Source organism: Thalassospira sp. SM2505 (genome assembly GCF_054901115.1).
Genome location: NZ_CM142731.1, coordinates 2,962,024 through 2,985,536, shown reverse-complemented (window position 1 = coordinate 2,985,536; position 23,513 = coordinate 2,962,024). Strand labels below are relative to the sequence as shown.

Below are 23,513 nucleotides of genomic sequence, written 5' to 3'. Positions count from 1 at the left end.
ATGCTGCAGGATAAGGATCGTATCTTTACCAACCTGTATGGTTTCCAGGATTTCGGCCTCAAGGGCGCGCAGTCCCGTGGTAACTGGGATGGTACCAAGGCCCTGATCGAAAAAGGCCGCGACTGGATCATCGACGAGATGAAAGCATCCGGTATGCGTGGTCGCGGGGGCGCGGGCTTCCCGACCGGCCTTAAATGGTCGTTCATGCCCAAGGAATCTGATGGTCGTCCGAGCTATCTCGTCGTTAATGCCGACGAAGGCGAGCCAGGCACCTGCAAAGACCGCGAAATCATGCGTAATGATCCGCATACACTGGTGGAAGGTTGCCTTCTTGCCAGCTTTGCGATGAATGCACATGCCGCTTACATCTATATTCGTGGTGAATTCTACCACGAGGCATCCAACCTTCAGCGTGCGATCGACGAAGCTTATGAAGCGGGTCTGATCGGTAAGAACGCCTGTGGTTCAGGCTGGGACTTTGACCTTTACCTGCATCTTGGTGCTGGTGCTTACATCTGCGGCGAAGAAACCGCCCTGATTGAAAGTATCGAAGGTAAAAAAGGTCAGCCGCGTCTCAAGCCGCCATTCCCGGCAAACGCCGGTCTGTATGGTTGCCCGACCACGGTGAACAACGTTGAAAGTATCGCAGCCGTTCCGACCATTCTGCGTCGTGGCGGTTCGTGGTTCTCAAGCTTTGGCCGTGAAAACAACCACGGTACCAAGCTGTTCGCCATTTCCGGTCACGTCGAAAAGCCGTGTACTGTCGAAGAAGCGATGAGCATTCCGCTGCGTGAACTGATCGAAAAGCATTGCGGCGGCGTCCGTGGTGGCTGGGACAACCTTCTTGCGGTTATCCCGGGTGGTTCGTCGGTTCCGTTGATGCCCAAAGATGTTTGCGACGACGTTCTGATGGACTTCGACGGCCTGCGTGAAGTGGGTTCGGGTCTTGGGACGGCGGCTGTGATCGTCATGGACAAGTCGACTGACATTGTCTACGCGATCGCGCGTCTGTCGGAATTCTACAAGCATGAAAGCTGTGGTCAGTGCACGCCGTGCCGTGAAGGCACTGGCTGGATGATGCGCATGATGGCGCGCATGGTCCGCGGCGAAGCCACGCTTGATGAAATTGATCTGTTGTGGGATGTGACCAAACAGGTCGAAGGCCACACCATTTGTGCGCTTGGCGATGCAGCTGCATGGCCTATTCAGGGCCTTATCCGTCATTTCCGTCCCGAAATGGAACGTCGGATCAAGGAATATCGCGCACGGATCGCGGCCTGAGAGGGGCCTGTTGAGAGGGATTGAGACATGCCGAAACTAACAGTTGACGGTATTGAAGTTGAAGTAGAAGCCGGGGCGACAGTCCTTCAGGCCTGTGAAGAGGCCGGAAAGGAAATCCCGCGTTTCTGCTATCACGAACGCCTGTCAATCGCCGGCAACTGCCGTATGTGCCTGGTTGAAATGGAACGTGCACCGAAACCGGTTGCTTCCTGTGCCATGCCTGCGGCAGACGGAATGGTGATCAAAACCGATTCCGACCTGGTCAAGAAAGCACGCAATGGCGTGATGGAATTCCTGCTGATCAACCATCCGCTGGATTGCCCGATCTGTGACCAGGGGGGTGAATGTGACCTTCAGGACCAGGCCATGGCCTATGGTTTTGATTCTTCACGTTACGCCGAGAAAAAACGCGCAGTGAAAGACAAGGAACTGGGCCCGATCGTCAAAACGATCATGACCCGTTGCATTCACTGCACCCGCTGTGTGCGTTTCTCCGAGGAAGTCGCCGGTGTCGGCACCATGGGTGCTGTATACCGTGGCGAGGATACCGAGGTCGGACCGTATATCGAAGCATCAATCAATTCCGAACTTTCGGGCAACCTGATTGATCTTTGTCCGGTTGGCGCTTTGACTTCCAAGCCGTATGCGTTTACCGCACGCCCGTGGGAACTGAAGAAAACCGATAGCATCGACGTGATGGATGCGGTTGGCTCGAACATTCGTATCGATGCCCGCACCGCCGAAGTTCTGCGTGTTCTGCCGCGCACGAACGAAGACATCAACGAAGAATGGATTTCGGACAAAACCCGTTACGCCATCGATGGTCTGAAGCGTCAGCGCCTTGACCGTCCGTATGTTCGTGTGAATGGCAAGCTCCAGCCTGCAAGCTGGGACGAGGCATTTGCCGCGATCAAGGCAAAGGTTTCCGGTCTGGACGGCAAAAAGATTGCCGCACTTGCCGGTGACACGGTCGATTGTGAAGCAATGACCGCGCTCAAGGATCTGATGGGTAAACTGGGTTCCCCGAACCTTGATTGCCGTCAGGACGGTTCGAAGATTGGCGGCCCGCGTGCTTCCTATATCTTCAACAGTACGATTGCCGGTATTGACGAGGCAGATGCCTGCCTGATCGTCGGTGCAAATATCCGTGCCGAAGCGCCGATCATCAATTCCCGCCTGCGCAAGCGCTGGCGTTCGACTGCCGGTGATTTCAAAGTCGGCATCATCGGCGAGAAATGGGATCCGACCTACAAGAACGATTATCTTGGCGCAGGCCCGGACACCCTTGCTGAAATTCTTGCAGGCAAGAACGACTTCGCCAAGATCCTTGAGGCAGCTGACAAACCGATGATCATCGTCGGTATGGGCGCTCTGAACCGTGAAGACGGCGATGCTGTTCTGGCAGCGACCCGCGCGATTGCCGAGAAATTCGGCATGGTTTCGGGTGAATGGAACGGCTTTAACGTTCTGCACACCGCCGCATCGCGTGTTGGCGGCCTTGATCTGGGCTTTGTCCCGGGCGAGGGCGGTCTTGCAACCAATGACATCCTTGATGCCGCAGCCAAAGGCGACGTCGAAGTCGTCTATCTTCTGGGTGCAGACGAAGTCGACATGAGAAAACTGGAAAAGGCATTTGTCATTTACCAGGGTGCAATGGGTGATGCCGGTGCCCAGGCGGCAGACGTTATTCTGCCGGGTGCTGCCTATACCGAAAAGAACGGCACGTATGTCAACACCGAAGGCCGCGCCCAGCAGGGCTGGCGTGCGATCTTCCCGGTTGGTGACGCGCGTGAGGACTGGGCAATTGTTCGCGCACTTTCGGGCGCGCTTGACCAGACCCTGCCGTACAACAATATCGATGCTGTTCGTGCCCGTATGGTGGAAATCAGCCCGACCTTCGCGTCGCTGAACGTTCCGTCCAAGGCAGAATGGACCGATTTCGGTAAAGCAGGTGACATGAAGCCGGAAGGTTTCGTTTCTCCGGTTCGCAATTTCTATATGACCGACCCGATCAGCCGCGCATCGGTAACGATGGCCAAATGTACTGAGGCCTTTGTTAAGGACGCGGCTGCCGAGAAGGTTGCCTGAGTAAGATGGGCGGCGCAATTTCGTCGCCCATCCCACAAGGGGGTGTCCCAATTCTGGGACGAAACGCAAAAGATACGGTTTGACCGATGGAACTTCTTTGGGACGGATATATTGAACCGCTAGTCTGGATCGTCGCCAAGATTTTGGCGATTGTTGTCCCGCTGCTGGTTGCTGTCGCTTATCTGACCTACGCAGAGCGTAAGGTTATCGGTGCTATTCAGCTCCGTAAGGGCCCGAACGTTGTGGGGCCGTTTGGCCTTCTGCAACCGCTCGCTGATGGTCTGAAGCTGTTTCTGAAAGAAACAATCATTCCGAGCAGCGCGAACAAGGGCGTGTTTATCATCGCCCCGATGCTGACTTTCATTCTGGCGATCATTGCCTGGGCGGTTATTCCGTTCGACGAGGGCATGGTACTGGCCGATCTGAATGTCGGTATCCTTTATATCTTCGCGATTTCTTCGCTGGGTGTTTACGGCATCGTGATGGCCGGTTGGGCATCGAACTCCAAATACGCATTCCTTGGTGCGCTGCGTTCCGGCGCCCAGATGGTTTCGTACGAGATTTCGATCGGCCTGATCATCATTTCGGTTCTGTTGACGACCGGCTCCTTGAACCTGAGCGACATCGTCCGCGGTCAGACCGGCGGGATCTGGGAGTGGAACTTTGTCTACCACTTCCCGATGTTCATCATCTTCATCGTGTCCATCCTCGCAGAAACCAACCGCGCACCGTTTGACCTTCCCGAAGCGGAAGCCGAACTGGTTTCGGGTTATAACGTCGATTATTCGGCAATGACCTTTGCGCTGTTCTTCCTGGGTGAATACGCCAACATGATCCTGATGAGTGGCCTGTGTGCCATTCTGTTCCTGGGTGGCTGGAGCGCGCCGTTGCCGTTCCTCGAATTCATCCCGGGGGCGATCTGGTTCATTCTGAAGATCTGCTTCGTTCTGTTCATCTTCCTGTGGGTCCGTGCAACCTTCCCGCGTTACCGTTATGACCAACTGATGCGTCTGGGCTGGAAAATCTTCCTGCCACTGTCTTTCGCATGGGTCATGCTGGTTGCCACGTTCCTCGTTGTTTTTGACAAGGTCCCGGCCTGATCGCCGCGCATCGGAAAGAGAGAGGTAAACGATGTCATTTATTGATCGGACGGCCCGGAGCTTCCTGCTCGCGGAACTCGTATCGGGTATGGCGCTCACCTTGAAATACATGTTCAAGCCGAAAGTGACGCTGAACTACCCGTATGAAAAAGGCCCGCTGAGCCCGCGTTTCCGTGGTGAACACGCACTGCGCCGCTACCCGAACGGGGAAGAGCGTTGCATTGCTTGTAAACTTTGCGAAGCAATCTGCCCGGCACAGGCCATTACCATCGAGGTAGAGCCGCGTGACGATGGTTCGCGTCGTACAACCCGCTACGACATTGATATGACGAAATGCATCTATTGTGGTTTCTGTGAAGAAGCCTGCCCGGTAGATGCCATCGTCGAAGGTCCGAACTTCGAGTTCGCAACCGAAAACCGCGAGGAGCTGTTCTATGACAAGGACAAGCTGCTGGCAAACGGCGAGCGTTGGGAAGCCGAGCTTGCTGCACGATTGGAGGCAGACGCACCTTACCGGTAAGTGTCGCGTCTGATCGTTAGAAAGAGAGTTCATGGGCCGTTGTCAGCCAGAAGGGCGGCAACGGTTCGCCAAGGGGGTACCTTATGGTCGTACAGGCTTTGGCTTTTTACCTGTTTGCTACCGTCGCGGTCCTGTCCGCGACTGCGGTTGTGACCGTTCGCAACCCGGTGCATTCGGTACTGTTGCTGATCTTGACATTCTTTAACGCAGCCGGACTTTTCGTCCTGCTGGGTGCCGAGTTTCTCGCCATGCTGCTCGTCGTCGTCTATGTCGGCGCGGTTGCAGTCCTGTTCCTGTTCGTCGTGATGATGCTGGACATCAACTTTGTTGAAATGCGCCAGGGTTTCCTGAACTACCTGCCGATCGGGGTTCTGATCGCAGTTGTTCTGTTCGTCGAACTTGCACTGGTTGGCGCTGGTTGGACCCTGACGGACGGGGCGGTCGCGGTTCTCGCACAGCCGACACCGGAAGGCGTTACTAACGTAGAGGCGCTTGGTCGTCTGATTTACACCGATTACGCATACATCTTCCAGGCGGCTGGTCTGGTTCTGCTTGTTGCGATGATTGGCGCAATTGTCCTGACGCTGCGTCACCGCGAAGGTGTCCGTCGTCAGAAAATCTCCGAGCAGGTCAAGCGTAACCGCGCTGATACGCTTGAAATCAAAAAAGTTCCGGTCGGAAGGGGGATCTGATGGAAATCGGTCTTGCACATTATCTGACCGTCGCGGCGATCCTTTTCACACTCGGGATCTTCGGCATCTTCATGAACCGCAAGAACGTCATCATCATCATGATGTCGATCGAGCTGATGCTGCTGGCGGTCAATATCAATCTGGTCGCGTTCTCGTCGTTCCTCGGCGACCTCGTTGGACAGGTTTTCACCATCTTCGTTCTGACGGTTGCTGCGGCTGAAGCAGCGATTGGTCTGGCGATCCTGGTCGTCTATTTCCGTAACCGCGGCACCATCGCGGTTGAAGACATCAACATGATGAAGGGGTAAGGCAGATATGTATCCGTTGATTGTATTCCTGCCCCTGATCGCGGCAGCCATTGCCGGGGCCATCACGCTGGTCGGCGCAATGTCGACCGCAAAAGATGCCCCGCATGACGCACATGGTCATCACCATCATGGTGTTTCTTCGGCTGATCGTGTGGCACAGCTTGTCACCGTTTGCGGTGTTGTTATTGCCTTTATCATTTCGATCTTTGCCTTTGTGGATGTCGCCCTTGGCGGGAACCCGCAGACGATCGAACTGTTCACCTGGATTTCTTCGGGCAGCTTCGATGCTTCCTGGGCCCTGCGTATTGATACGCTGACCTGTGTGATGCTGATCGTTGTGACCGGTGTTTCCTCGATGGTGCACATCTATTCGATCGGCTACATGTCGCATGATCCGGACAAGCCGCGCTTCATGGCGTATCTCAGCCTGTTCACCTTTGCGATGTTGATGCTGATTACTGCCGACAACCTGATCCAGCTGTTCTTCGGTTGGGAAGGCGTTGGTCTTGCATCCTACCTTCTGATCGGTTTCTGGTATTCCAAACCGTCGGCGTCGGCTGCTGCGATCAAGGCTTTCGTCGTTAACCGTGTCGGTGACTTCGGTTTTGCACTTGGTATCTTTGCGGTCTATGTGCTGTTTGACAGCGTCCAGTTCGACGTCATCTTTGGCAATGCCGAAGAAGTCGCCGGTACGACACTGATGTTCCTGGGGCACGAATTCTCCGCTCTGGAAATTACCTGCTTCCTGCTGTTCATCGGCGCGATGGGTAAATCGGCACAGCTTGGTCTGCACACATGGCTTCCCGATGCAATGGAAGGCCCGACCCCGGTTTCCGCACTTATCCACGCGGCAACCATGGTAACGGCTGGCGTATTCATGGTCGCGCGTCTGTCGCCGATCTTCGAATATGCTGAAACCACCCTGATGATCATCACCATTGTTGGTGCGACCACAGCATTCTTTGCCGCGACCGTCGGTTGCGTTCAGAACGACATCAAGCGCGTGATTGCATATTCGACCTGTTCGCAGCTCGGCTACATGTTCTTTGCTTGCGGCGTGTCGGCATATTCGGCTGGTGTATTCCACCTGATGACCCACGGCTTCTTCAAGGCGCTTCTGTTCCTTGGGGCCGGTTCGGTCATCCATGCGATGTCTGATGAACAGGACATGCGCAAGATGGGTGGTATCTGGAAAATGGTTCCGCTGACCTTTGCTGTCATGATGGTTGGTACGCTTGCGATTACCGGTTTCCCGGGCCTTGCAGGCTTCTATTCCAAGGACCTTGTGATCGAAAGTGCGTATGCTGCACATACCAATGTCGGTCTTTATGCCTTCTGGGCTGGTATCCTTGCTGCACTGATGACCTCGTTCTATAGCTGGCGTCTGGTGTTCATGACCTTCTTTGGTGCTCCGCGCGCCGATGAACGTACCATGGCACATGTTCATGAAAGCCCGGCTGTCATGACCGGTCCGCTGCTGTTCCTGACTGTTGGTGCGATCTTTGCCGGCTGGTTTGCAAAAGACTGGTTCGGCGGCGGCGACTATGAAGAAATGCTGTCCTTCTGGAACGGCGCGATCTTCATGGCCGAGGGTCATACTGCCCTTGAAAATGCCCACCATGTTCCGGGTTGGGTCAAACTGGCACCGTTTGTTGCCATGGTATCAGGCTTTGTCATTGCGCTTGTGATGTACAAACTGGTTCCGTCGCTTCCGCGGACTCTGGCGAACACCTTCAACGGTCTGTATCGCTTTGCGCTGAACAAATGGTACTTTGATGAACTCTATGACAAGATTTTCGTGAAGCCGGCCTTTGCTCTTGGCTATGGTTTCTGGAAATCGGGTGATGGTGCCATCATTGATGGTTGCGGCCCGGATGGTGTTGCTGCTGCTTGCCGTAACATCGCACGTCGCGTCAGCGCCATTCAGAGTGGTTTCGTCTATCACTATGCATTTGCAATGCTGATCGGTATTGCAGCGCTGGTCTCCTACACAATTTGGAAGATGGGTTAACGGGCGATGAGTGATTGGCCAATTCTTTCGATCGTCACCTTCTTGCCGCTGATCGGCGCAGCCTTGCTGCTGCTGATCAATGGTGAAGAGGCGACTGTTGCCCGCAATTCCCGTTGGGTTGCGCTTTGGACCTCGGGGTTCACCTTCCTCGTCTCCTTGATGCTGTGGGTGAACTTCGATGCAACGACCGCAGATTTCCAGTTCGTCGAACAGGCGGACTGGATGCCGGGTCTGAACATTTCCTATCACATGGGCGTTGACGGGATTTCCGTTCTGTTCGTCCTGCTTGCGACCTTCCTGACGCCGATCTGTATTCTTTCGGCCTGGGAAGCCATCCAGAAGCGCGTGAAGGAATACATGATCGCCTTCCTCGTTCTTGAAACGATGATGGTCGGCATGTTCAGCGCGCTTGACGGTCTGCTGTTCTATCTCTTCTTCGAAGGTGTCCTGATCCCGATGTTCATCATCATCGGTGTCTGGGGCGGTCAGCGTCGTGTCTATGCGGCATTCAAGCTGTTCCTTTATACGCTTCTTGGCTCGGTTCTGATGCTGGTTGCTCTGCTGGCGATGTATTTCGACGCAGGCACCACCGACATTCCGACCCTGATGGAGCACGGGTTCAGCTATAATATGCAGCTGTGGCTGTGGCTGGCATTCTTTGCATCCTTCGCGGTCAAGGTTCCGATGTGGCCGGTTCATACCTGGCTTCCGGATGCCCACGTTGAGGCGCCGACTGCCGGTTCGGTTATTCTGGCTGGCGTCCTTTTGAAGATGGGTGGTTACGGTTTCCTGCGTTTCTCGCTGCCGATGATGCCGCTGGCATCTGAAACCTTCGCGCCGCTCGTCTTCACGCTGTCGATTGTTGCAATCATCTATACCTCGCTGGTCGCTCTGGCCCAGCAGGACATGAAAAAGCTGATTGCATATTCGTCGGTTGCCCATATGGGTATCGTGACCATCGGTGCATTCACCTTTAACCAGCACGGTATCGAAGGTTCGATCTTCCAGATGCTGAGCCACGGTGTGGTTTCGGGCGCGCTATTCCTGTGTGTTGGCGTTGTCTATGACCGCATCCATACCCGTGAAATTGACGCCTATGGCGGTCTTGTTCACCGTATGCCGAGCTATGCGCTGATCTTTATGTTCTTCACCATGGCGTCTGTCGGCCTTCCGGGGACGGGTGGTTTCGTTGGCGAAATCCTGGCTCTGCTGGGCGCGTTCGAAGCAAACACCTGGGTTGCATTCTTTGCTGCAACCGGTCTGATCCTTGGTGCGGCTTATGCGCTGTATCTCTATCGCCGGATTATTTTCGGGGCACTCACCAAAGAGAACCTGAAATCAATCCTCGATCTGAGTCCGCGTGAATGGCTGATCTTCGCACCGCTGGTGGTCGTTGTATTGTGGATGGGGGTCTATCCGGTCTCCTTCCTCGACATCATGCATGTTTCGGTTGAAAACCTCGTCAACCAGGTCGAAACGGCCCAGGCTGCAGCGGCACATGCCGCCCAGCTGGCCGCGAATTGAGGGGAATGAACATGGGAGTTTCTATGCTCAACCTCGGGGCCGCACTGCCCGAAATGTTTATGGCAGTTTCTGCCTTGGCGCTGTTGATGCTTGGGGTTTTCGCAGGCAAGGACAAAGCCTTCCGTACTGTATCCTGGCTGGCCGTTGCTGTTCAGCTTGTTACCATCGTTCTGGTGGTGGCAGGCGAGGGCGGAACTGCTTTCTATGGTCAGTTCACGGCTGATGCCTTTGCCAAGTTCTGCAAGGTCATGATCCTGATCGGTTCTGCAACCGGTATCATCATGGCAATGAACTTTGCCGAACGCGAAAATATGTCACGTTTCGAGTTCCCGATCCTGATCACCCTTGCCACCCTTGGCATGATGGCGATGGTTTCGGCAACCGATATGCTGTCGTTGTATCTCGGTCTCGAACTGCAGTCGCTTGCACTTTATGTTGTTGCTGCTATTCGCCGTGACACGGTGCGTTCGACGGAATCGGGTCTGAAATACTTCATTCTTGGTTCGATCGCTTCGGGCATTCTGCTTTATGGCATGTCGATGGTTTACGGTTTCACCGGAACCACCAATTTTGACGTGCTTGCAGAAACCCTGGTTGCTGGCAACCTGCCGGTTGGCGCGATGGTCGGTATGGCGTTCATCTTTGCTGGTCTGTGCTTCAAGGTTTCCGCTGTTCCGTTCCACATGTGGACTCCGGACGTCTATGAAGGTGCGCCGACCCCGGTCACGTCCTTCTTTGCGGTTGCTCCGAAGATTGCAGGTCTTGCACTTTTTATCCGTGTCGCTATCGGCCCGTTTGGCGGTGTTGTTGAAGACTGGCAGCAGATCATCGTTCTGATTTCGATCCTGTCGATGGCTGTTGGTTCTTTTGCCGCACTTCGTCAGGAAAACATCAAACGTCTGATGGCCTATTCGTCCATTGGTCACGTTGGTTTTGCGCTGGTCGGTCTGGCAGCAGGCACCAAGGACGGTGTTACCGGTATTCTGGTTTATCTTGGCATTTACCTTGTCATGAACCTGGGCACCTTTGCGGTCATCCTGTGCATGCGTCGTAATGACCGTATGGCCGAAGAGATCACCGATCTTGCAGGCCTTGCCAAAACCAAGCCGCTGATGGCTGCGATTACCGCGATCCTGATGTTCTCGATGGCCGGTATTCCGCCGCTTGCTGGCTTCTTTGGCAAGTTCTATGTCTTCAAGGCAGCTGTTGATGCCGGTCTTGTGACGCTTGCTGTTATCGGTCTCGTGACTTCGGTTGTCAGTGCGTATTACTATCTGCGCATCATCAAGGTCATGTATTTCGATGAGCCGGTCGAAGGGTTCGATCGCAATGGCACCGAGATGAACGTGATCATGGCTGTTGCCACGATTATCATCCTTGCCTTTGTCTTCTTCCCGAACCTTCTGATGGACAGCGCAGCTGCCGCTGCGGCATCCCTGTTCGGAATGTAAGAATGACAGCGCGAACGATCCGTCTTCCCGAAGGGTTCTACCTTCATGAACTGGAAGCGATCGACAGCACAAATGATGAGGCCAAGCGCCTCGCAGACAAGGGCGCCCAAAGTGGCGCCCTTGTTCTAGCAAGAACACAAACATCCGGTCGCGGTCGTCGCGGTCGGGGCTGGTCATCACCGGTCGGCAATCTTTATTCTTCCTTGCTGTTGCGTCCGACCTGTTCGCTGGCAGACGCAGCACGCCTGACTTTTCTGATTGCGGTTGCTATGGCCGAGGCGGTTGAGACAGTGACTGGCAATCAGGTTCGGCCCGATTGCAAATGGCCCAATGATCTGATGGTCAATGGCCGCAAGATTTGCGGCATCCTGCTTGAAAGTGCATCCAATCAGGGATCGGCGACCGATTACCTTGTGATCGGGGCAGGGGTGAATGTCGCGTTTTTCCCCGAGGACTCCGAACGTCCGGCAACGTCGCTTGCCGCCCTTGGTGCGCCGGTTTCGGTCGATGATCTGGTTTCGACCTATGTCGGGCGCATTGCCCACTGGTTGCCGATCTGGGAGAACGAGGGGTTTGCACCCATTCGCGAAGCCTGGCTCGCACGCGGATACGGGATTGGCAAGCCGGTTGTTGCCCGTTTGACCGAACGCGAGTTGTCGGGAACTTTTGTCGGACTTGATGATGATGGTTCACTTGTCCTAAGAGAAGACAACGGAACAGAACACCGTATCGGGGCTGGCGAAGTCTTCTTTGCGTCCTGATATGAATGATACCCTTGCGATTAGCGGAGGCCTGTAAGCATCATGTTGCTTGCGATTGACGCCGGGAACACCAACATCGTTTTCGCCGTATTTGATGGGGATACCATCAAGGGACAGTGGCGTTGTTCAACCACCACAGAACGTACTGCCGATGAATTGGGCGTATGGTTACATCACCTGTTTACGCTGGCTGGTGTGCCGGTGGACGCGATCACGGGCGCGATTATCGCGACAGTGGTGCCCGCGGCCGAATTCAGCCTGAAGACCCTGTGTCGTCGTTATTTCGATGTTGAACCGATGGTCGTTGGGGACCCGGAGATTGATCTTGATATGAAGATCGTCATGGACCGCCCCAGCGAAGTAGGTGCTGACCGTCTTGTCAACGCGGTCGCAGCCCACGCCCTGTTTGGCGGACCGCTGGTGGTTCTTGATTTCGGGACGGCGACGACTTTTGATGTTGTCGACAGCAATGGTGATTATCTGGGCGGTGTGATTGCGCCCGGTGTTAACCTGTCAATCAAGGCCCTTCACATGGCGGCGGCCCAGTTGCCGATGGTCGCGATCGAAGCCCCGCGCAATGTTGTAGGTAAAAATACCGTCGAAGCGATGCAGTCCGGCGTTTACTGGGGCTATGTGTCCATGATCGAAGGCCTGCTTGCCCGTATCCGCAAACAGCAAAACCTTGAGCATATCAAGGTCGTTGCAACTGGCGGACTTGCGCCGCTATTTACAAAGGCTGTAGATGAAATTGAACATTTGCATGGCGATCTGACCATGCTGGGGCTGTTGATGATTTACCGTCGCAACAGCAACAAGACTGCCAATCAGGCCTGATGAAGGCTTGCGCCGGATACGGGGACTGATCCCCGTATCTGATCCGAGTGCCGAAAGTAAAGGAATACCGTCAGTGGATTTGTATTTGCCAAAAGACGAAGTGTTGTTTGTGCCGCTCGGCGGTTCCGGCGAGATTGGCATGAACCTTAACCTTTATGGCTACGACGATCAGTGGCTGATGGTTGATATGGGTGTTTCCTTTGGCGAGGAGGGACTTCCCGGTGTTGACGTGGTTATGCCCGACCCGGCCTTTATCGAGGAACGTAAGGACAAGCTGCTTGGTCTTGTTCTGACCCATGCGCATGAAGACCATCTGGGCGCTGTGCCCTATTTGTGGCCGCGACTGAAATGTCCGATCTATGCAACACCGTTTGCGGCGGAGTTCCTTAAGGCCAAACTGTCAGAAACCGATTTTGCCGATCAGGTGCCGATCCACGTGATCGAACTTGGCGGCCGGTTCAAACTGGGCTGCTTTGATATCGAATTTGTCACCATGACCCATTCGATTCTCGAACCCAATGCCCTTGCCATCCGCACGCCCAAGGGATTGATCGTCCATACAGGTGACTGGAAATTCGACCCTGACCCCCAGATTGGCGAAGCATCCGATGTCAAAAAGCTTGAAGCTTTGGGCGATGAGGGGGTGATGGCGCTGGTCTGTGATTCGACCAATGTCTTTTCCGAAGGTAAAACCGGATCAGAAGGCGACGTTGCCAAGAATTTGTCGACCCTGTTTAAGGAGCATCCACAGGGGCGCATTGCCGTTGCCTGCTTTGCCACCAACGTCGCGCGTGTTCAGTCAGTGATCGAAGCCGCTCATGAAAACGGGCGCTGTGTCGGTCTTGCCGGGCGGTCGCTTAATCGCGTTACCGAGGCTGCGCGTGAAGTCGGCTATCTGACCGGCTATCCGAACCTTCTGTCTGATGACGAAGCCATGGAAGTACCCAAGGATCAGGTTCTTTTGATTTGCACGGGATCACAGGGCGAACCGCGTGCTGCATTGTCGCGCATTGCCAAGGGCGATCATCCGACGGTCGAACTTGATCCCGGTGACACGGTTGTTTTCTCGGCCCGTGAGATTCCGGGGAACGAGAAATCCATCGGCTATATCCAGAATCTTCTGATCCGTCGTGGCATCAAGGTCATTACTGCACGTGACGAGCCGATCCATGTTTCAGGCCATCCCGGACGTGAAGACCTGACGCGGATGTATCAGCTGACCCGTCCGAAAATCCTTGTTCCGGTGCATGGGGAAACCCGTCATCTGTGTGAACAGGCGGCACTGGGCGCAGAATGCCAGATCCCCGAACAAGTCATTCCCCATGATGGCACGGTCATCCGTCTGTCACCGGGCGAAGCACATGTGATCGGTGTTGCCGAGGCAGGCATTCTTGCCCTTGATGGCGGGCGCCTGCTTAAGCGTGATGCCGATACCATCCGCAACCGTAACCGGATCGTCTGGAATGGTGTCATGTTTGTCACCCTGGTGCTCAACCAGTTCGGTGAAATGGTCAATGATCCGATGATCACGGCCCCCAGCCTGTTTGACGAGCCGGGAGACGAAACGCGTCTGGATCATTTCGCTGCTGAAATCGGCAATCGGGTAGATCAGCTTAATGACGACGAGGTTCTTGATGATGCGGCTGTTATCCTTGCCGTTCGTCAGGCCTTGCGTCGTCCGGTGCGCCAGCGTCTTGGCAAACGCCCGCTGATCGAAGTCCATCTGGTACGTGTCACGGAAAAGAGCTGATTGCCCGTAAAGCGACCCCGATCACAGTCCCCGGAAAGAACCCGACGATTAATTGCCTGTTCGACGAAATGGGGAATTGTCTTTTGGCGTTCGGCTATCCTAGATTGACGCTGATCGGGCAGATCACATTCGCAGGAGCAAGACCATGATTGGACGGCTAAATCACGTCGCCATCGCCGTACCGGACCTTGAAGCAGGCATTGCGCAGTATCGTGATGTCCTTGGGGCCAAAGTATCCGAGCCACAGGACGAACCCGATCACGGCGTGACGGTGGTTTTTGTCGAACTGCCCAATACCAAGATCGAATTGCTTTATCCACTGGGCGAGAATTCACCGATCAAGGGATTCCTTGAAAAGAATGCGTCTGGCGGCATTCACCATGTTTGCTATGAGGTTGATGACATTCTGGCAGCACGAGACAAGCTTCAGGCAAGCGGCGCGCGCGTGCTTGGTGATGGTGAACCAAAGATCGGGGCACATGGAAAGCCGGTTCTGTTCCTGCATCCCAAGGATTTCAACGGCACACTGGTCGAACTTGAGCAGGTTTGACAACACACCGTGCAATCAAGGCACCTGTCCCGTGATGATATCACCTGGCAGATGTGCTGTTTCCCACCGACAAGAATTTTGCCCACCACAAAGAAGAGAAACTCATGAACTGGTTTTCAGGACTGCTGGTCTATATCGTTATCTGGTGGCTTGTTCTGTTCATGGTTTTACCATTCGGCGTGAAGCGCGAGGAAAATGTTGAACCCGGAAATGACAGCGGCGCACCGCAAAAAGCCCATATGTGGAAAAAGGTCTTCGCCACCAGTGTCATTTCAGCAATTTTGTGGGCTGTTGCGGTCTTTGTGATTACCAGTGGCATGATCGAAGTCCGCCCGCCGCAATAAACCAGACAGTCATTGCAGATAACATAAAACCCCGCACAAAATTCTGCGGGGTTTTGTCGTTAAAGACTGCACAAAATCGGATTGGACGGGCAGGAGCAAAAAAAAAGCAAGATCGCGAGGATCTTGCTAAGATGCTATTTTTATAGCTATTTTCCCGTAATCTTTTTTATGCTTCCTCCTAAGACCTGGGCATGTAGCACAGGTTTTAATTCGACGTCGCGCCTGCTTCTTGTATGCTTATTGGCAACAAAGCCTCCCGCAATTTTATGAGCGGCTGCGATACGCCTCCCGCAACGATCTTGCGCCGAAAGCGGAGGATTAAAAAGCCACATGTTTCAGTTTTATGCAAGATGTTTTGACCAAACTTCACAAATGTTTCGATGCTGCACCGCACACAGATAGGGTGAAACTACAAGATGACTAATATTCCATTGGTCGAACCTATTTCCAGCCATGGCTTGGGCCTAAAAATCAGACTATTGGCGGTTGTTTCTGCAACCTTGATGATTGCGGTTCCGGTGTCCGGGGCGATGGGGCAGGCCGAATCCCCGTTCCCATCTTCGCAAGAAAATCCGCTGACCGGGGATGCCGACGCGACGTCTCCGGTTGTCGAGGATGTCAAACAGACGATCACTGTGTCAAAGTCGGCTTGTCGTGCTTTGGTGCAACACGTGCCGGATGCGGATGTTGCCTATCAGCCCGGTGTTGATGTTCGTGGCAACAAGGTTGTCGGAGCTGATCTGAATGGGGGCAGCAATATTTTGCAATCCTTGCCAAAGGAAATCGAATTTCCGGTGACGCTGGACTTCTTCGCATATAGCGGCATCGCAGTGCCGGACGGTGTTAGCGGCGAGCAGTCGATTGGCAAAATTACATATCGCAACGGCCGGGTGTACTTTAATGATCAGCCGCTGGGCGACGAGGCATATAGTGACGAACTGATCGCCGCTTGTCGCGAAGCGGGCTTTCGCTGATCGGAATACGCGCCTGATTTCGACCATCGCAGTTTTGCCATCATTTAAAACTATGCAGGCCGGGATCATATTACGAAGTTCCGGCTTGCGTTTCGGGCTGTGCTGTCGCATTTTCCGGGCAAGGTTTATACACCCACATATTCAGATTTGATCATCACGAGGCATTGATGCGTCTTTCCCAGTTCTTTCTGCCGACCCTGAAGGAAACCCCGTCAGAAGCACAGATCGTTTCTCATCGTCTGATGCTGCGCGCCGGCATGGTGCGTCAGCTCACGTCAGGGATCTATTCATGGTTGCCGCTTGGCTACCGTGTTCTTAAAAAGATCGAACAGATTGTTCGTGAAGAACAGGACGCTGTTGGTTGCAACGAATTGCTGATGCCGACGATCCAGCCGGCGGAGCTTTGGCAGGAAAGTGGTCGTTATGACGATTACGGTCTTGAGATGCTGCGCATTACGGACCGCCATGATCGTCAGATGCTGTTTGGTCCGACCAACGAAGAAGCCATCACCGATATCTTCCGTAAGGATGTGCGTTCCTACAAACAGCTGCCGCAGCTGCTGTATCACATTCAGTGGAAGTTCCGTGACGAGATCCGCCCGCGCTTTGGCGTGATGCGCGGGCGCGAATTCCTGATGAAGGATGCCTATTCGTTCGATATCGATTACGAAAGCTCGCGTCACGCCTATAACAAGATGTTCCTGGCATATTGCCGGACCTTCACCCGTCTGGGCGTCAAGGCCATTCCGATGGTTGCTGATACCGGACCGATTGGTGGTGATCTGAGCCATGAATTCATCATTCTCGCCGATACCGGCGAAAGCGAAGTCTTCTGCGACCAGAAGTGGCTCGCCAAGGACCTGAGCGGCAAGGGCGTTGATCTTAATGACCGTACTGCTCTGGAAAACTGGGTGCAGGGTACGCTGGTTGATTATGCCGCTACCGAAGAAAAGCACGATCCGGCCAACAGCCCGATTTCGGGTGATGACCTGATCGCGACCCGCGGGATCGAAGTCGGCCATATCTTCCACTTCGGAACCAAATATTCCGAACCGATGGGCGCGACTGTTCTTGGCCCGGATGGCAAGGAAGTTCCGGTCATGATGGGCTCCTACGGCATTGGCGTCTCGCGTCTTGTCGGTGCATTGATCGAAGCATCGCATGACGAAAACGGTATTATCTGGCCCGATGCGGTTGCACCTTACAAGGTTGGTCTGATCAACCTGCGTACAGGTGACGATGAATGCGATGCTGCCTGTGAAGATGCCTATGCAAAGCTGTCGAACGCTGGCATCGAGGTTCTTTATGATGACCGCGACATTCGTGCTGGTGGCAAATTCGCCGATATGGACCTGATCGGTCTGCCATGGCAGATCGTGATTGGCCCGAAAGGCTTGAAAAACGGTGTGGTTGAACTGAAAAACCGCAGAACCGGTGAAAAAACAGAAGTCACATTCGAAGCGGCTCTGAACCAGATCAGCGCCTGATAAAATATTGTTTGACGGGGCGGCTTAGGGCTGCCCCGTTATCATTTCGGCTTTGGGGGGCCCAGGCCACCCGGACCATTTCCTGACCATATTCCACAAGGATAGATTGCCCATGTTCAGTCCGTTCGAGCGTATGGTGGCCTTTCGCTACCTGCGTCCACGTCGGCAGGAAGGCTTTGTTTCCGTCATCGCCATCTTTTCGTTGCTTGGCATCATGCTTGGTGTTGCGACGCTGATTATCGTTATGTCGGTGATGAACGGTTTCCGTGCCGAACTGCTTGGCCGCATTTTGGGGCTGAACGGGCATATCTCTGTTTATGCGCAGGGCAATGGCGGCATTGGTGACTATGCCAAGATCGAAAAGCAGATCGCCGAGACCGGAAATGTCATGATGACGGTCCCCGTGGTCGAAGGGCAGGTGATGGCATCGAAAAACGGTCGTGCATCGGGTGCAATTGTACGTGGTATGCGTCCCGAAGACGTCAAAAAGCGCAAGACGATAGCTGATAACATCGTTTTCGGATCGCTTGATGACTTCAAGGGCGATGATACCGTGATCATGGGTGCGCGCCTTGCCATGAAACTTGGCGTCGGTGTCGGCGATACGGTCAACCTGATTTCGCCCAAGGGCAATGTAACAGCGTTTGGCGCGGTTCCACGCGTCCGGGCTTATACAGTTGCCGGTCTGTTTGATATTGGCATGTATGAATATGACAGCGGCTTTATCTTCATGCCGTTATCAGCAGCCCAGGTTTATTTCCGTCTGCCTGAACAGATCACGCATTTCGAAGTCATGCTTGATGATATCTCGGTCCTTGGAGATACCATGGATCAGTTGCTGACCACGTTGTCTGGTGAACGCTTGCGACTTGTGAACTGGCAGCAATCCAATGCTGGATTCTTCAATGCACTTCAGGTCGAACGCAATGTGATGTTCCTGATTCTGACCCTGATTATTCTGGTCGCCGCATTTAACATCATTTCGGGCATGGTCATGCTGGTGAAGGACAAGGGACGCGATATCGCGATCCTGCGAACAATGGGGGCGACGAGACAGTCCATCATGAAGGTGTTCTTCCTTGCAGGTGCCTCTATTGGTGTCCTGGGAACGCTCAGCGGTCTGATCATCGGGGTTCTGTTCTGTCTGAACATTGAAAATATCCGTCAGTTCATTCAAACCCTGACCGGGACCGATCTGTTTAACGCCGAGATCTATTTCCTGTCGCAGCTTCCTGCGGACATGGATGTCAGCGAAGTGGTGCTGGTTTGTGTGATGTCACTGAGCTTGTCTTTCCTTGCGACCGTCTATCCGGCATGGCGTGCGTCACGCCTCGATCCGGTGGAGGCCCTGCGTTATGAGTGATCTGATCAAAACCACAGCCAAACAGCGTTCGCGCAATGTTGTTCTGCGCCTTGAAAAGATTGATCGCATCTTCAATCAGGGGCCAGATCAGCTCGAAATTCTCAAATCGGTTGATCTTGAAATTCATCAGGGCGAAATCGTCGCCCTTGTCGGCCCGTCCGGTGCCGGTAAATCTACGCTGCTTCAGATTGCCGGACTTCTGGAAAAGCCCGATGGTGGTCTGGTGTCGATTGGTGGCAAACGCAGCACCGATCTTTCTGATCTTGCCCGTACAGAGATGCGTCGAAAGCATATCGGTTTTGTCTATCAGTACCATCATTTGCTGCCGGAGTTTTCCGCATTGGAAAATGTCGTTATGCCGCAAATGATCAACGGGCTTAAACGGGCAGAAGCCGAAGAACGCGGACTTGAACTGTTGCGCTGTCTTGGTCTTGAAAAGCGTGCAGATCACCGCCCGGCACGCCTTTCGGGCGGCGAACAACAGCGTGTTGCAATTGCCCGCGCACTCGCCAATGTGCCGGATGTCCTGTTTGCCGACGAACCGACCGGGAACCTTGATCCGCAGACGGCAGAAACTGTGTTTGGCATGTTGATGACACTGGTACGTGAAACCGGACTGGCGTCGCTGATCGCGACCCATAACCCGGAACTGGCGCGCCAGATGGACCGGGTCGTGACCCTGCGTGATGGTCATTTGATCGAACTTGATCCTGCCGAACTTTCCTAAGCGATCAAAATTCTTTAAGCTGGTCTGACACATCGTATTCCGGGTCCGGAATGCGATGTGTCACCTGCCTTTTTACTTTATCTCAGAGGTCTAGCTCCGATGGAAAACGGTTTCGTCCATCTTCGTGTTCACACCAACTATTCGCTTGCCGAAGGTGCCATCACGACCAAGGAGCTGGCGAAACTCTGTGCTGCTGACGGCCAGCCTGCCGTTGCAATGACCGATACCGACAACATGTTTGGCGCTCTTGATTTTGCTGGCGCACTTAGTGGTAGCGGTGTTCAGCCGATCCTTGGCGTTCAGATGGGGGTGGAACGCTTTGGCGATAAACCCGTTGTCGGGAAAATCGCCCGCGAACCGATGCCTGATCGTCTGGTGCTGATTGCACAAAACAAGGAAGGTTATTTCAATCTTCTGAAAATTGTGTCGCGCGCCCACATGACATCCGAAGCCGGTAGCGAACCCAAAGCCCTGTACGAGCATATCCGCACCTATTCCGATCACGTCATTTGCCTGACCGGTGGCCCGACCGGGCCACTGGCGCGACTTCTGGCCGAAGAACAGGTTGAAAAGGCCGAAGATTGCCTTGCCCAGCTCAAGGATATATTCGGTGATCGTCTGTATATTGAACTGCAGCGCCACGGTGAAGAGCTGGAAGATCTGGTCGAGCCCGGATTGATCAAACTTGCCTATGATCACAATGTGCCGCTTGTCGCCACCAATAACTGCTATTTCCCGTCGATTGATATGTATGAAGCGCACGACGTCTTCATCTGTATCGGACAGGGGGCTGTTGTTGGTCAGGAAGATCGCTGGAAACTCACGCCCGATCACCGCTTCAAGACCGCAGCCGAAATGCGCGACTTGTTTGCCGATATCCCCGAGGCCTGTGACAATACGCTTCTGATTGCGAAGCGTTGTTCCTGGCACGTTGAAAAGATCGACCCGATCTTGCCGCCATTCGACTGCGGCGAAGGCCGCACAGAGGTCGATGAATTGCGTCACATGTCCGAAGAAGGCCTTAAGGGGCGTCTGGAAAAATATGTCTATACCGAAGGCATGTCGGACACCGAAAAGGAAGAAATCGCCAAACCATATTGGGAACGCCTTGATTACGAACTGGGCATCATCAACCAGATGGGCTTCCCCGGTTACTTCCTGATCGTTGCGGACTTTATCCAATGGGCCAAGGATCACGGGATTCCGGTCGGGCCCGGCCGTGGTTCGGGGGCAGGGTCGCTGGTTGCCTATGCGCTTTTGATTACCGACCTTGATCCGTTGCGTTTCTCGTTGCTGTTCGAACGTTTCCTTAATCCGGAACGTGTCTCGATGCCTGACTTTGACGTCGATTTCTGTCAGGACCGGCGCGGTGAGGTAATCGAATATGTCCAGAAGAAATACGGACATGATCGTGTTGCCCAGATCATCACCTTCGGTAAGCTGCAGGCAAAGGCCGCCGTGCGTGACGTTGGTCGCGTTCTGAGCATCCCATATGGCTATGTCGACAAGATCTGTAAGATGATCCCGGGTGATCCAGCCAAGCCGATCCCGCTTAAGGAAGGGATCGACATGGAACCCGACCTTCGCCGGATTGCGCGTGAAGACCCCGATATTGACCGTTTGCTGTCAATTGCGATGCAGATCGAAGGGCTTTATCGCAACTCATCGACCCACGCGGCGGGCGTGGTGATCGGGGACCGCGACCTTGATGAACTGGTCCCGATCTATCGCGATCCGCGTTCGGACATGCCGGTCACCCAGTTCAACATGAAGTATGTTGAAAATGCCGGTCTTGTGAAGTTTGACTTCCTTGGTCTGAAGACGCTGACGGTGATCATCGAAGCTGTCAAGCTCATGCTTCAACGTAAAGACGTCCCGCAAAACTTTGATATCAGTGCGATTCCTCTTGATGATCGAGCGTCGTTCAAATTGCTGTCTGCTGCGGAAACGGTTGGCGTGTTCCAGCTTGAATCCCAGGGCATGCAGGATGTCTTGCGGGGGCTGAAGCCCGATACCCTTGAAGATATTATCGCTGTCGTGGCGCTCTATCGTCCGGGGCCGATGGATAACATTCCGCATTACATCGCGCGTAAGCACGGTCAGGAAGAACCTGATTATATGCACCCGATGTTGCAGCCGATCCTCGAAGAAACCTATGGCATCATGATCTATCAGGAGCAAGTCATGGAACTTGCCCAGATCATGGCGGGCTACTCGCTTGGCGGTGCTGACCTGTTGCGCCGTGCAATGGGTAAGAAAATCGCCGAGGAAATGGAAAAACAGCGCAGCCTGTTTGTCGATGGCGCGGAAAAGAACAGCGTTGATCGCGGGCAGGCGTCTGACATCTTCGATCAGGTGGCGAAGTTCGCATCCTATGGCTTTAACAAATCCCACGCCGCTGCTTATGCGCTGGTGGCCTATCAGACGGCTTATCTGAAGGCGAACTATCCGGTCGAGTTCATGGCCGCACTTATGACGCTCGATATGCATAACACCGAAAAACTTGCGGTGTTCAAGCAGGAGGTCGAACGTCTTGAGATCGAAATCCTGCCACCATGCGTCAATAATTCCCAAGTGGCATTTTCCGTCGAAAACCACGATGGCGTGCGCAAGATCCGCTATGCATTGGCCGCGGTCCGAAATGTTGGTGACGCGGCGATGGAAAGCCTTGTGGCGGAACGCGAGGCCAATGGGCCTTTCAAGGATATAACCGATTTTGCATCACGTATTGACAGCCGTGCTGTGAACAAGCGTTTGCTTGAAAACCTTGTACGGGCAGGGGCCCTTGACTGCCTGTCACCCAATCGCAAGGTCATGTTCGAGAATGTCGACAAGGTAATCGCCGTTGCCCAGCGTGAAATGCAGGCCCGCAACGATGATCAGATTTCAATGTTCGGTGACAGTAGCGGCTTTGGCAAAGACAAGATCCGTCTGCCGGATGAACGTGACTGGGTGCCGATGGAAAAGCTGACCGAGGAATTCTCGGCCATCGGTTTTTATTTGTCGGCTCATCCCCTTGATACATTTGGTAAAAGTATCCAGCGGATCGGGATTGCCCCGATCAAGGAACTGCCGGCCCGCATGCGTGCACAGAACAAGGGCGCCATTCGCCTTGCCGGGACATTGATCAACGCGCGCGAAATGATATCAAAAAAGAACGGGTCAAAGTTTGCCTTTGTAATGTTCTCGGATCCGACTGGAAGTTTCGAGGTCGCTTTTTGGGCCGAAGCCTGGGCAGCCTATAAGGAAATCATCAATGCGGGTCGTCCCGTACTGCTCGTGGTGGCCGCCGAGATGCGCGAGGGACAGTTGCGTATTCAGGGACAGCGCGTCGAGGATCTGGAGCAGGCCGTTGCCGGTGCCGCTGAGGGCATCCGTATTCGCCTGAACCGCCCCGATCCGGTTGCTGAAATTCGCCAGCTTCTCGAAGGTGCGGGAAAGGGGCGTGGTCTTGTGACGCTTTCGTCTGTCTGTGATGACGGCCGGATGGCCGAAATCGAGCTTGACGACAAATACAAGGTCGGTCCGTCCCTTATCGGGGCGATCGGTGCCATTCCCGGTGTCGAATTCGCCGAAGAAATCTGATCAATTCCATTGTGTGATCTGTTAAATTGGTTCGATCCTTCACAAAGCGCGCAGAAATGCGCACTTTAGGGCTTGCATTCTTGTCGGTACGGGATTAAAACCCGCCCCGAACATCGCACGCGGAAGAGCGGCGACTGCCGTCATATGGCAACTCGTCCATCCG

At 54.1% G+C, this 23,513-nt stretch carries 19 protein-coding genes; all 19 read left to right on the top strand.

The window, feature by feature from the left end:
• The 19 genes from nuoF to dnaE all read left to right on the top strand — a co-directional run bounded on the left by nuoF (nucleotide 1) and on the right by dnaE (nucleotide 23,350).
• Nucleotides 1-1,281 (top strand): NADH-quinone oxidoreductase subunit NuoF, encoded by a 1,281-nt coding sequence (gene nuoF / locus ACTU44_RS14075; RefSeq protein WP_114097353.1) that lies wholly within the window; start codon nucleotides 1-3, stop codon nucleotides 1,279-1,281.
• Nucleotides 1,282-1,308: 27 nt separating this feature from the next.
• Nucleotides 1,309-3,369, top strand: coding sequence for an NADH-quinone oxidoreductase subunit NuoG (gene nuoG, locus ACTU44_RS14070; protein WP_462095706.1), 2,061 nt, complete (start codon nucleotides 1,309-1,311; stop codon nucleotides 3,367-3,369).
• 86 nt (nucleotides 3,370-3,455) lie between these two features.
• Nucleotides 3,456-4,469, top strand: coding sequence for an NADH-quinone oxidoreductase subunit NuoH (nuoH, locus tag ACTU44_RS14065; protein ID WP_114097355.1), 1,014 nt, complete (start codon nucleotides 3,456-3,458; stop codon nucleotides 4,467-4,469).
• A 31-nt stretch (nucleotides 4,470-4,500) separates the two neighbouring features.
• A complete protein-coding gene (gene nuoI, locus ACTU44_RS14060) occupies nucleotides 4,501-4,989 on the top strand; it encodes an NADH-quinone oxidoreductase subunit NuoI (protein ID WP_068518918.1) in 489 nt (162 codons plus the stop codon).
• A gap of 83 nt (nucleotides 4,990-5,072) precedes the next feature.
• Complete coding sequence (locus ACTU44_RS14055) at nucleotides 5,073-5,681, top strand: NADH-quinone oxidoreductase subunit J (RefSeq protein WP_114097356.1); 609 nt, start codon at nucleotides 5,073-5,075, stop codon at nucleotides 5,679-5,681.
• Nucleotides 5,681-5,989 (top strand): NADH-quinone oxidoreductase subunit NuoK, encoded by a 309-nt coding sequence (gene nuoK, locus ACTU44_RS14050; RefSeq protein WP_007089416.1) that lies wholly within the window; start codon nucleotides 5,681-5,683, stop codon nucleotides 5,987-5,989. The genes ACTU44_RS14055 and nuoK overlap by 1 nt, the downstream gene beginning before the upstream one ends.
• A gap of 7 nt (nucleotides 5,990-5,996) precedes the next feature.
• Nucleotides 5,997-8,000 carry an NADH-quinone oxidoreductase subunit L gene (nuoL, locus tag ACTU44_RS14045; RefSeq protein ID WP_114097357.1) on the top strand — a complete coding sequence of 668 codons (2,004 nt, stop codon included), beginning with the start codon at nucleotides 5,997-5,999 and terminating at the stop codon, nucleotides 7,998-8,000.
• 6 nt (nucleotides 8,001-8,006) lie between these two features.
• Nucleotides 8,007-9,524: an NADH-quinone oxidoreductase subunit M gene (locus ACTU44_RS14040; protein ID WP_114097358.1), complete on the top strand. Its 1,518-nt coding sequence runs from the start codon at nucleotides 8,007-8,009 to the stop codon at nucleotides 9,522-9,524.
• A gap of 11 nt (nucleotides 9,525-9,535) precedes the next feature.
• Nucleotides 9,536-10,975 carry an NADH-quinone oxidoreductase subunit NuoN gene (gene nuoN / locus ACTU44_RS14035; RefSeq protein WP_258548643.1) on the top strand — a complete coding sequence of 480 codons (1,440 nt, stop codon included), beginning with the start codon at nucleotides 9,536-9,538 and terminating at the stop codon, nucleotides 10,973-10,975.
• 2 nt (nucleotides 10,976-10,977) lie between these two features.
• Complete coding sequence (locus tag ACTU44_RS14030) at nucleotides 10,978-11,736, top strand: biotin--[acetyl-CoA-carboxylase] ligase (RefSeq protein WP_336081238.1); 759 nt, start codon at nucleotides 10,978-10,980, stop codon at nucleotides 11,734-11,736.
• A 42-nt stretch (nucleotides 11,737-11,778) separates the two neighbouring features.
• The gene (locus ACTU44_RS14025) at nucleotides 11,779-12,570 is read left to right on the top strand and encodes a type III pantothenate kinase (RefSeq protein ID WP_114097361.1); all 792 of its coding nucleotides are present in this window, start codon (nucleotides 11,779-11,781) and stop codon (nucleotides 12,568-12,570) included.
• A gap of 73 nt (nucleotides 12,571-12,643) precedes the next feature.
• Nucleotides 12,644-14,320, top strand: coding sequence for a ribonuclease J (locus ACTU44_RS14020; RefSeq protein ID WP_181850172.1), 1,677 nt, complete (start codon nucleotides 12,644-12,646; stop codon nucleotides 14,318-14,320).
• A gap of 145 nt (nucleotides 14,321-14,465) precedes the next feature.
• Nucleotides 14,466-14,870, top strand: a complete 405-nt coding sequence (mce, locus tag ACTU44_RS14015; protein ID WP_044826779.1) for a methylmalonyl-CoA epimerase — start codon at nucleotides 14,466-14,468, stop codon at nucleotides 14,868-14,870.
• 104 nt (nucleotides 14,871-14,974) lie between these two features.
• Entirely contained in the window at nucleotides 14,975-15,214 is a 240-nt protein-coding gene (locus tag ACTU44_RS14010) for a DUF1467 family protein (protein ID WP_114097525.1), read from the top strand.
• Nucleotides 15,215-15,630: 416 nt separating this feature from the next.
• Complete coding sequence (locus ACTU44_RS14005; protein WP_336081230.1) at nucleotides 15,631-16,188, top strand: hypothetical protein; 558 nt, start codon at nucleotides 15,631-15,633, stop codon at nucleotides 16,186-16,188.
• Nucleotides 16,189-16,355: 167 nt separating this feature from the next.
• Nucleotides 16,356-17,675, top strand: a complete 1,320-nt coding sequence (gene proS, locus ACTU44_RS14000) for a proline--tRNA ligase (protein ID WP_114097363.1) — start codon at nucleotides 16,356-16,358, stop codon at nucleotides 17,673-17,675.
• Nucleotides 17,676-17,787: 112 nt separating this feature from the next.
• A complete protein-coding gene (locus tag ACTU44_RS13995; protein ID WP_462095705.1) occupies nucleotides 17,788-19,038 on the top strand; it encodes a lipoprotein-releasing ABC transporter permease subunit in 1,251 nt (416 codons plus the stop codon).
• Nucleotides 19,031-19,765: an ABC transporter ATP-binding protein gene (locus tag ACTU44_RS13990; RefSeq protein WP_462095704.1), complete on the top strand. Its 735-nt coding sequence runs from the start codon at nucleotides 19,031-19,033 to the stop codon at nucleotides 19,763-19,765. The genes ACTU44_RS13995 and ACTU44_RS13990 overlap by 8 nt, the downstream gene beginning before the upstream one ends.
• Nucleotides 19,766-19,864: 99 nt before the next feature.
• The gene (dnaE, locus tag ACTU44_RS13985) at nucleotides 19,865-23,350 is read left to right on the top strand and encodes a DNA polymerase III subunit alpha (RefSeq protein ID WP_114097366.1); all 3,486 of its coding nucleotides are present in this window, start codon (nucleotides 19,865-19,867) and stop codon (nucleotides 23,348-23,350) included.
• Nucleotides 23,351-23,513 lie beyond the last annotated feature (163 nt).

Coding starts and splice junctions, on each gene's coding strand:
- nuoF (WP_114097353.1), top strand. CDS start 1: ATGCTGCAGGATAAGGATCGTATCTTTACCAACCTGTATGGTTTCCAG.
- nuoG (WP_462095706.1), top strand. CDS start 1,309: ATGCCGAAACTAACAGTTGACGGTATTGAAGTTGAAGTAGAAGCCGGG.
- nuoH (WP_114097355.1), top strand. CDS start 3,456: ATGGAACTTCTTTGGGACGGATATATTGAACCGCTAGTCTGGATCGTC.
- nuoI (WP_068518918.1), top strand. CDS start 4,501: ATGTCATTTATTGATCGGACGGCCCGGAGCTTCCTGCTCGCGGAACTC.
- ACTU44_RS14055 (WP_114097356.1), top strand. CDS start 5,073: ATGGTCGTACAGGCTTTGGCTTTTTACCTGTTTGCTACCGTCGCGGTC.
- nuoK (WP_007089416.1), top strand. CDS start 5,681: ATGGAAATCGGTCTTGCACATTATCTGACCGTCGCGGCGATCCTTTTC.
- nuoL (WP_114097357.1), top strand. CDS start 5,997: ATGTATCCGTTGATTGTATTCCTGCCCCTGATCGCGGCAGCCATTGCC.
- ACTU44_RS14040 (WP_114097358.1), top strand. CDS start 8,007: ATGAGTGATTGGCCAATTCTTTCGATCGTCACCTTCTTGCCGCTGATC.
- nuoN (WP_258548643.1), top strand. CDS start 9,536: ATGGGAGTTTCTATGCTCAACCTCGGGGCCGCACTGCCCGAAATGTTT.
- ACTU44_RS14030 (WP_336081238.1), top strand. CDS start 10,978: ATGACAGCGCGAACGATCCGTCTTCCCGAAGGGTTCTACCTTCATGAA.
- ACTU44_RS14025 (WP_114097361.1), top strand. CDS start 11,779: ATGTTGCTTGCGATTGACGCCGGGAACACCAACATCGTTTTCGCCGTA.
- mce (WP_044826779.1), top strand. CDS start 14,466: ATGATTGGACGGCTAAATCACGTCGCCATCGCCGTACCGGACCTTGAA.
- ACTU44_RS14010 (WP_114097525.1), top strand. CDS start 14,975: ATGAACTGGTTTTCAGGACTGCTGGTCTATATCGTTATCTGGTGGCTT.
- ACTU44_RS14005 (WP_336081230.1), top strand. CDS start 15,631: ATGACTAATATTCCATTGGTCGAACCTATTTCCAGCCATGGCTTGGGC.
- proS (WP_114097363.1), top strand. CDS start 16,356: ATGCGTCTTTCCCAGTTCTTTCTGCCGACCCTGAAGGAAACCCCGTCA.
- ACTU44_RS13995 (WP_462095705.1), top strand. CDS start 17,788: ATGTTCAGTCCGTTCGAGCGTATGGTGGCCTTTCGCTACCTGCGTCCA.
- ACTU44_RS13990 (WP_462095704.1), top strand. CDS start 19,031: ATGAGTGATCTGATCAAAACCACAGCCAAACAGCGTTCGCGCAATGTT.
- dnaE (WP_114097366.1), top strand. CDS start 19,865: ATGGAAAACGGTTTCGTCCATCTTCGTGTTCACACCAACTATTCGCTT.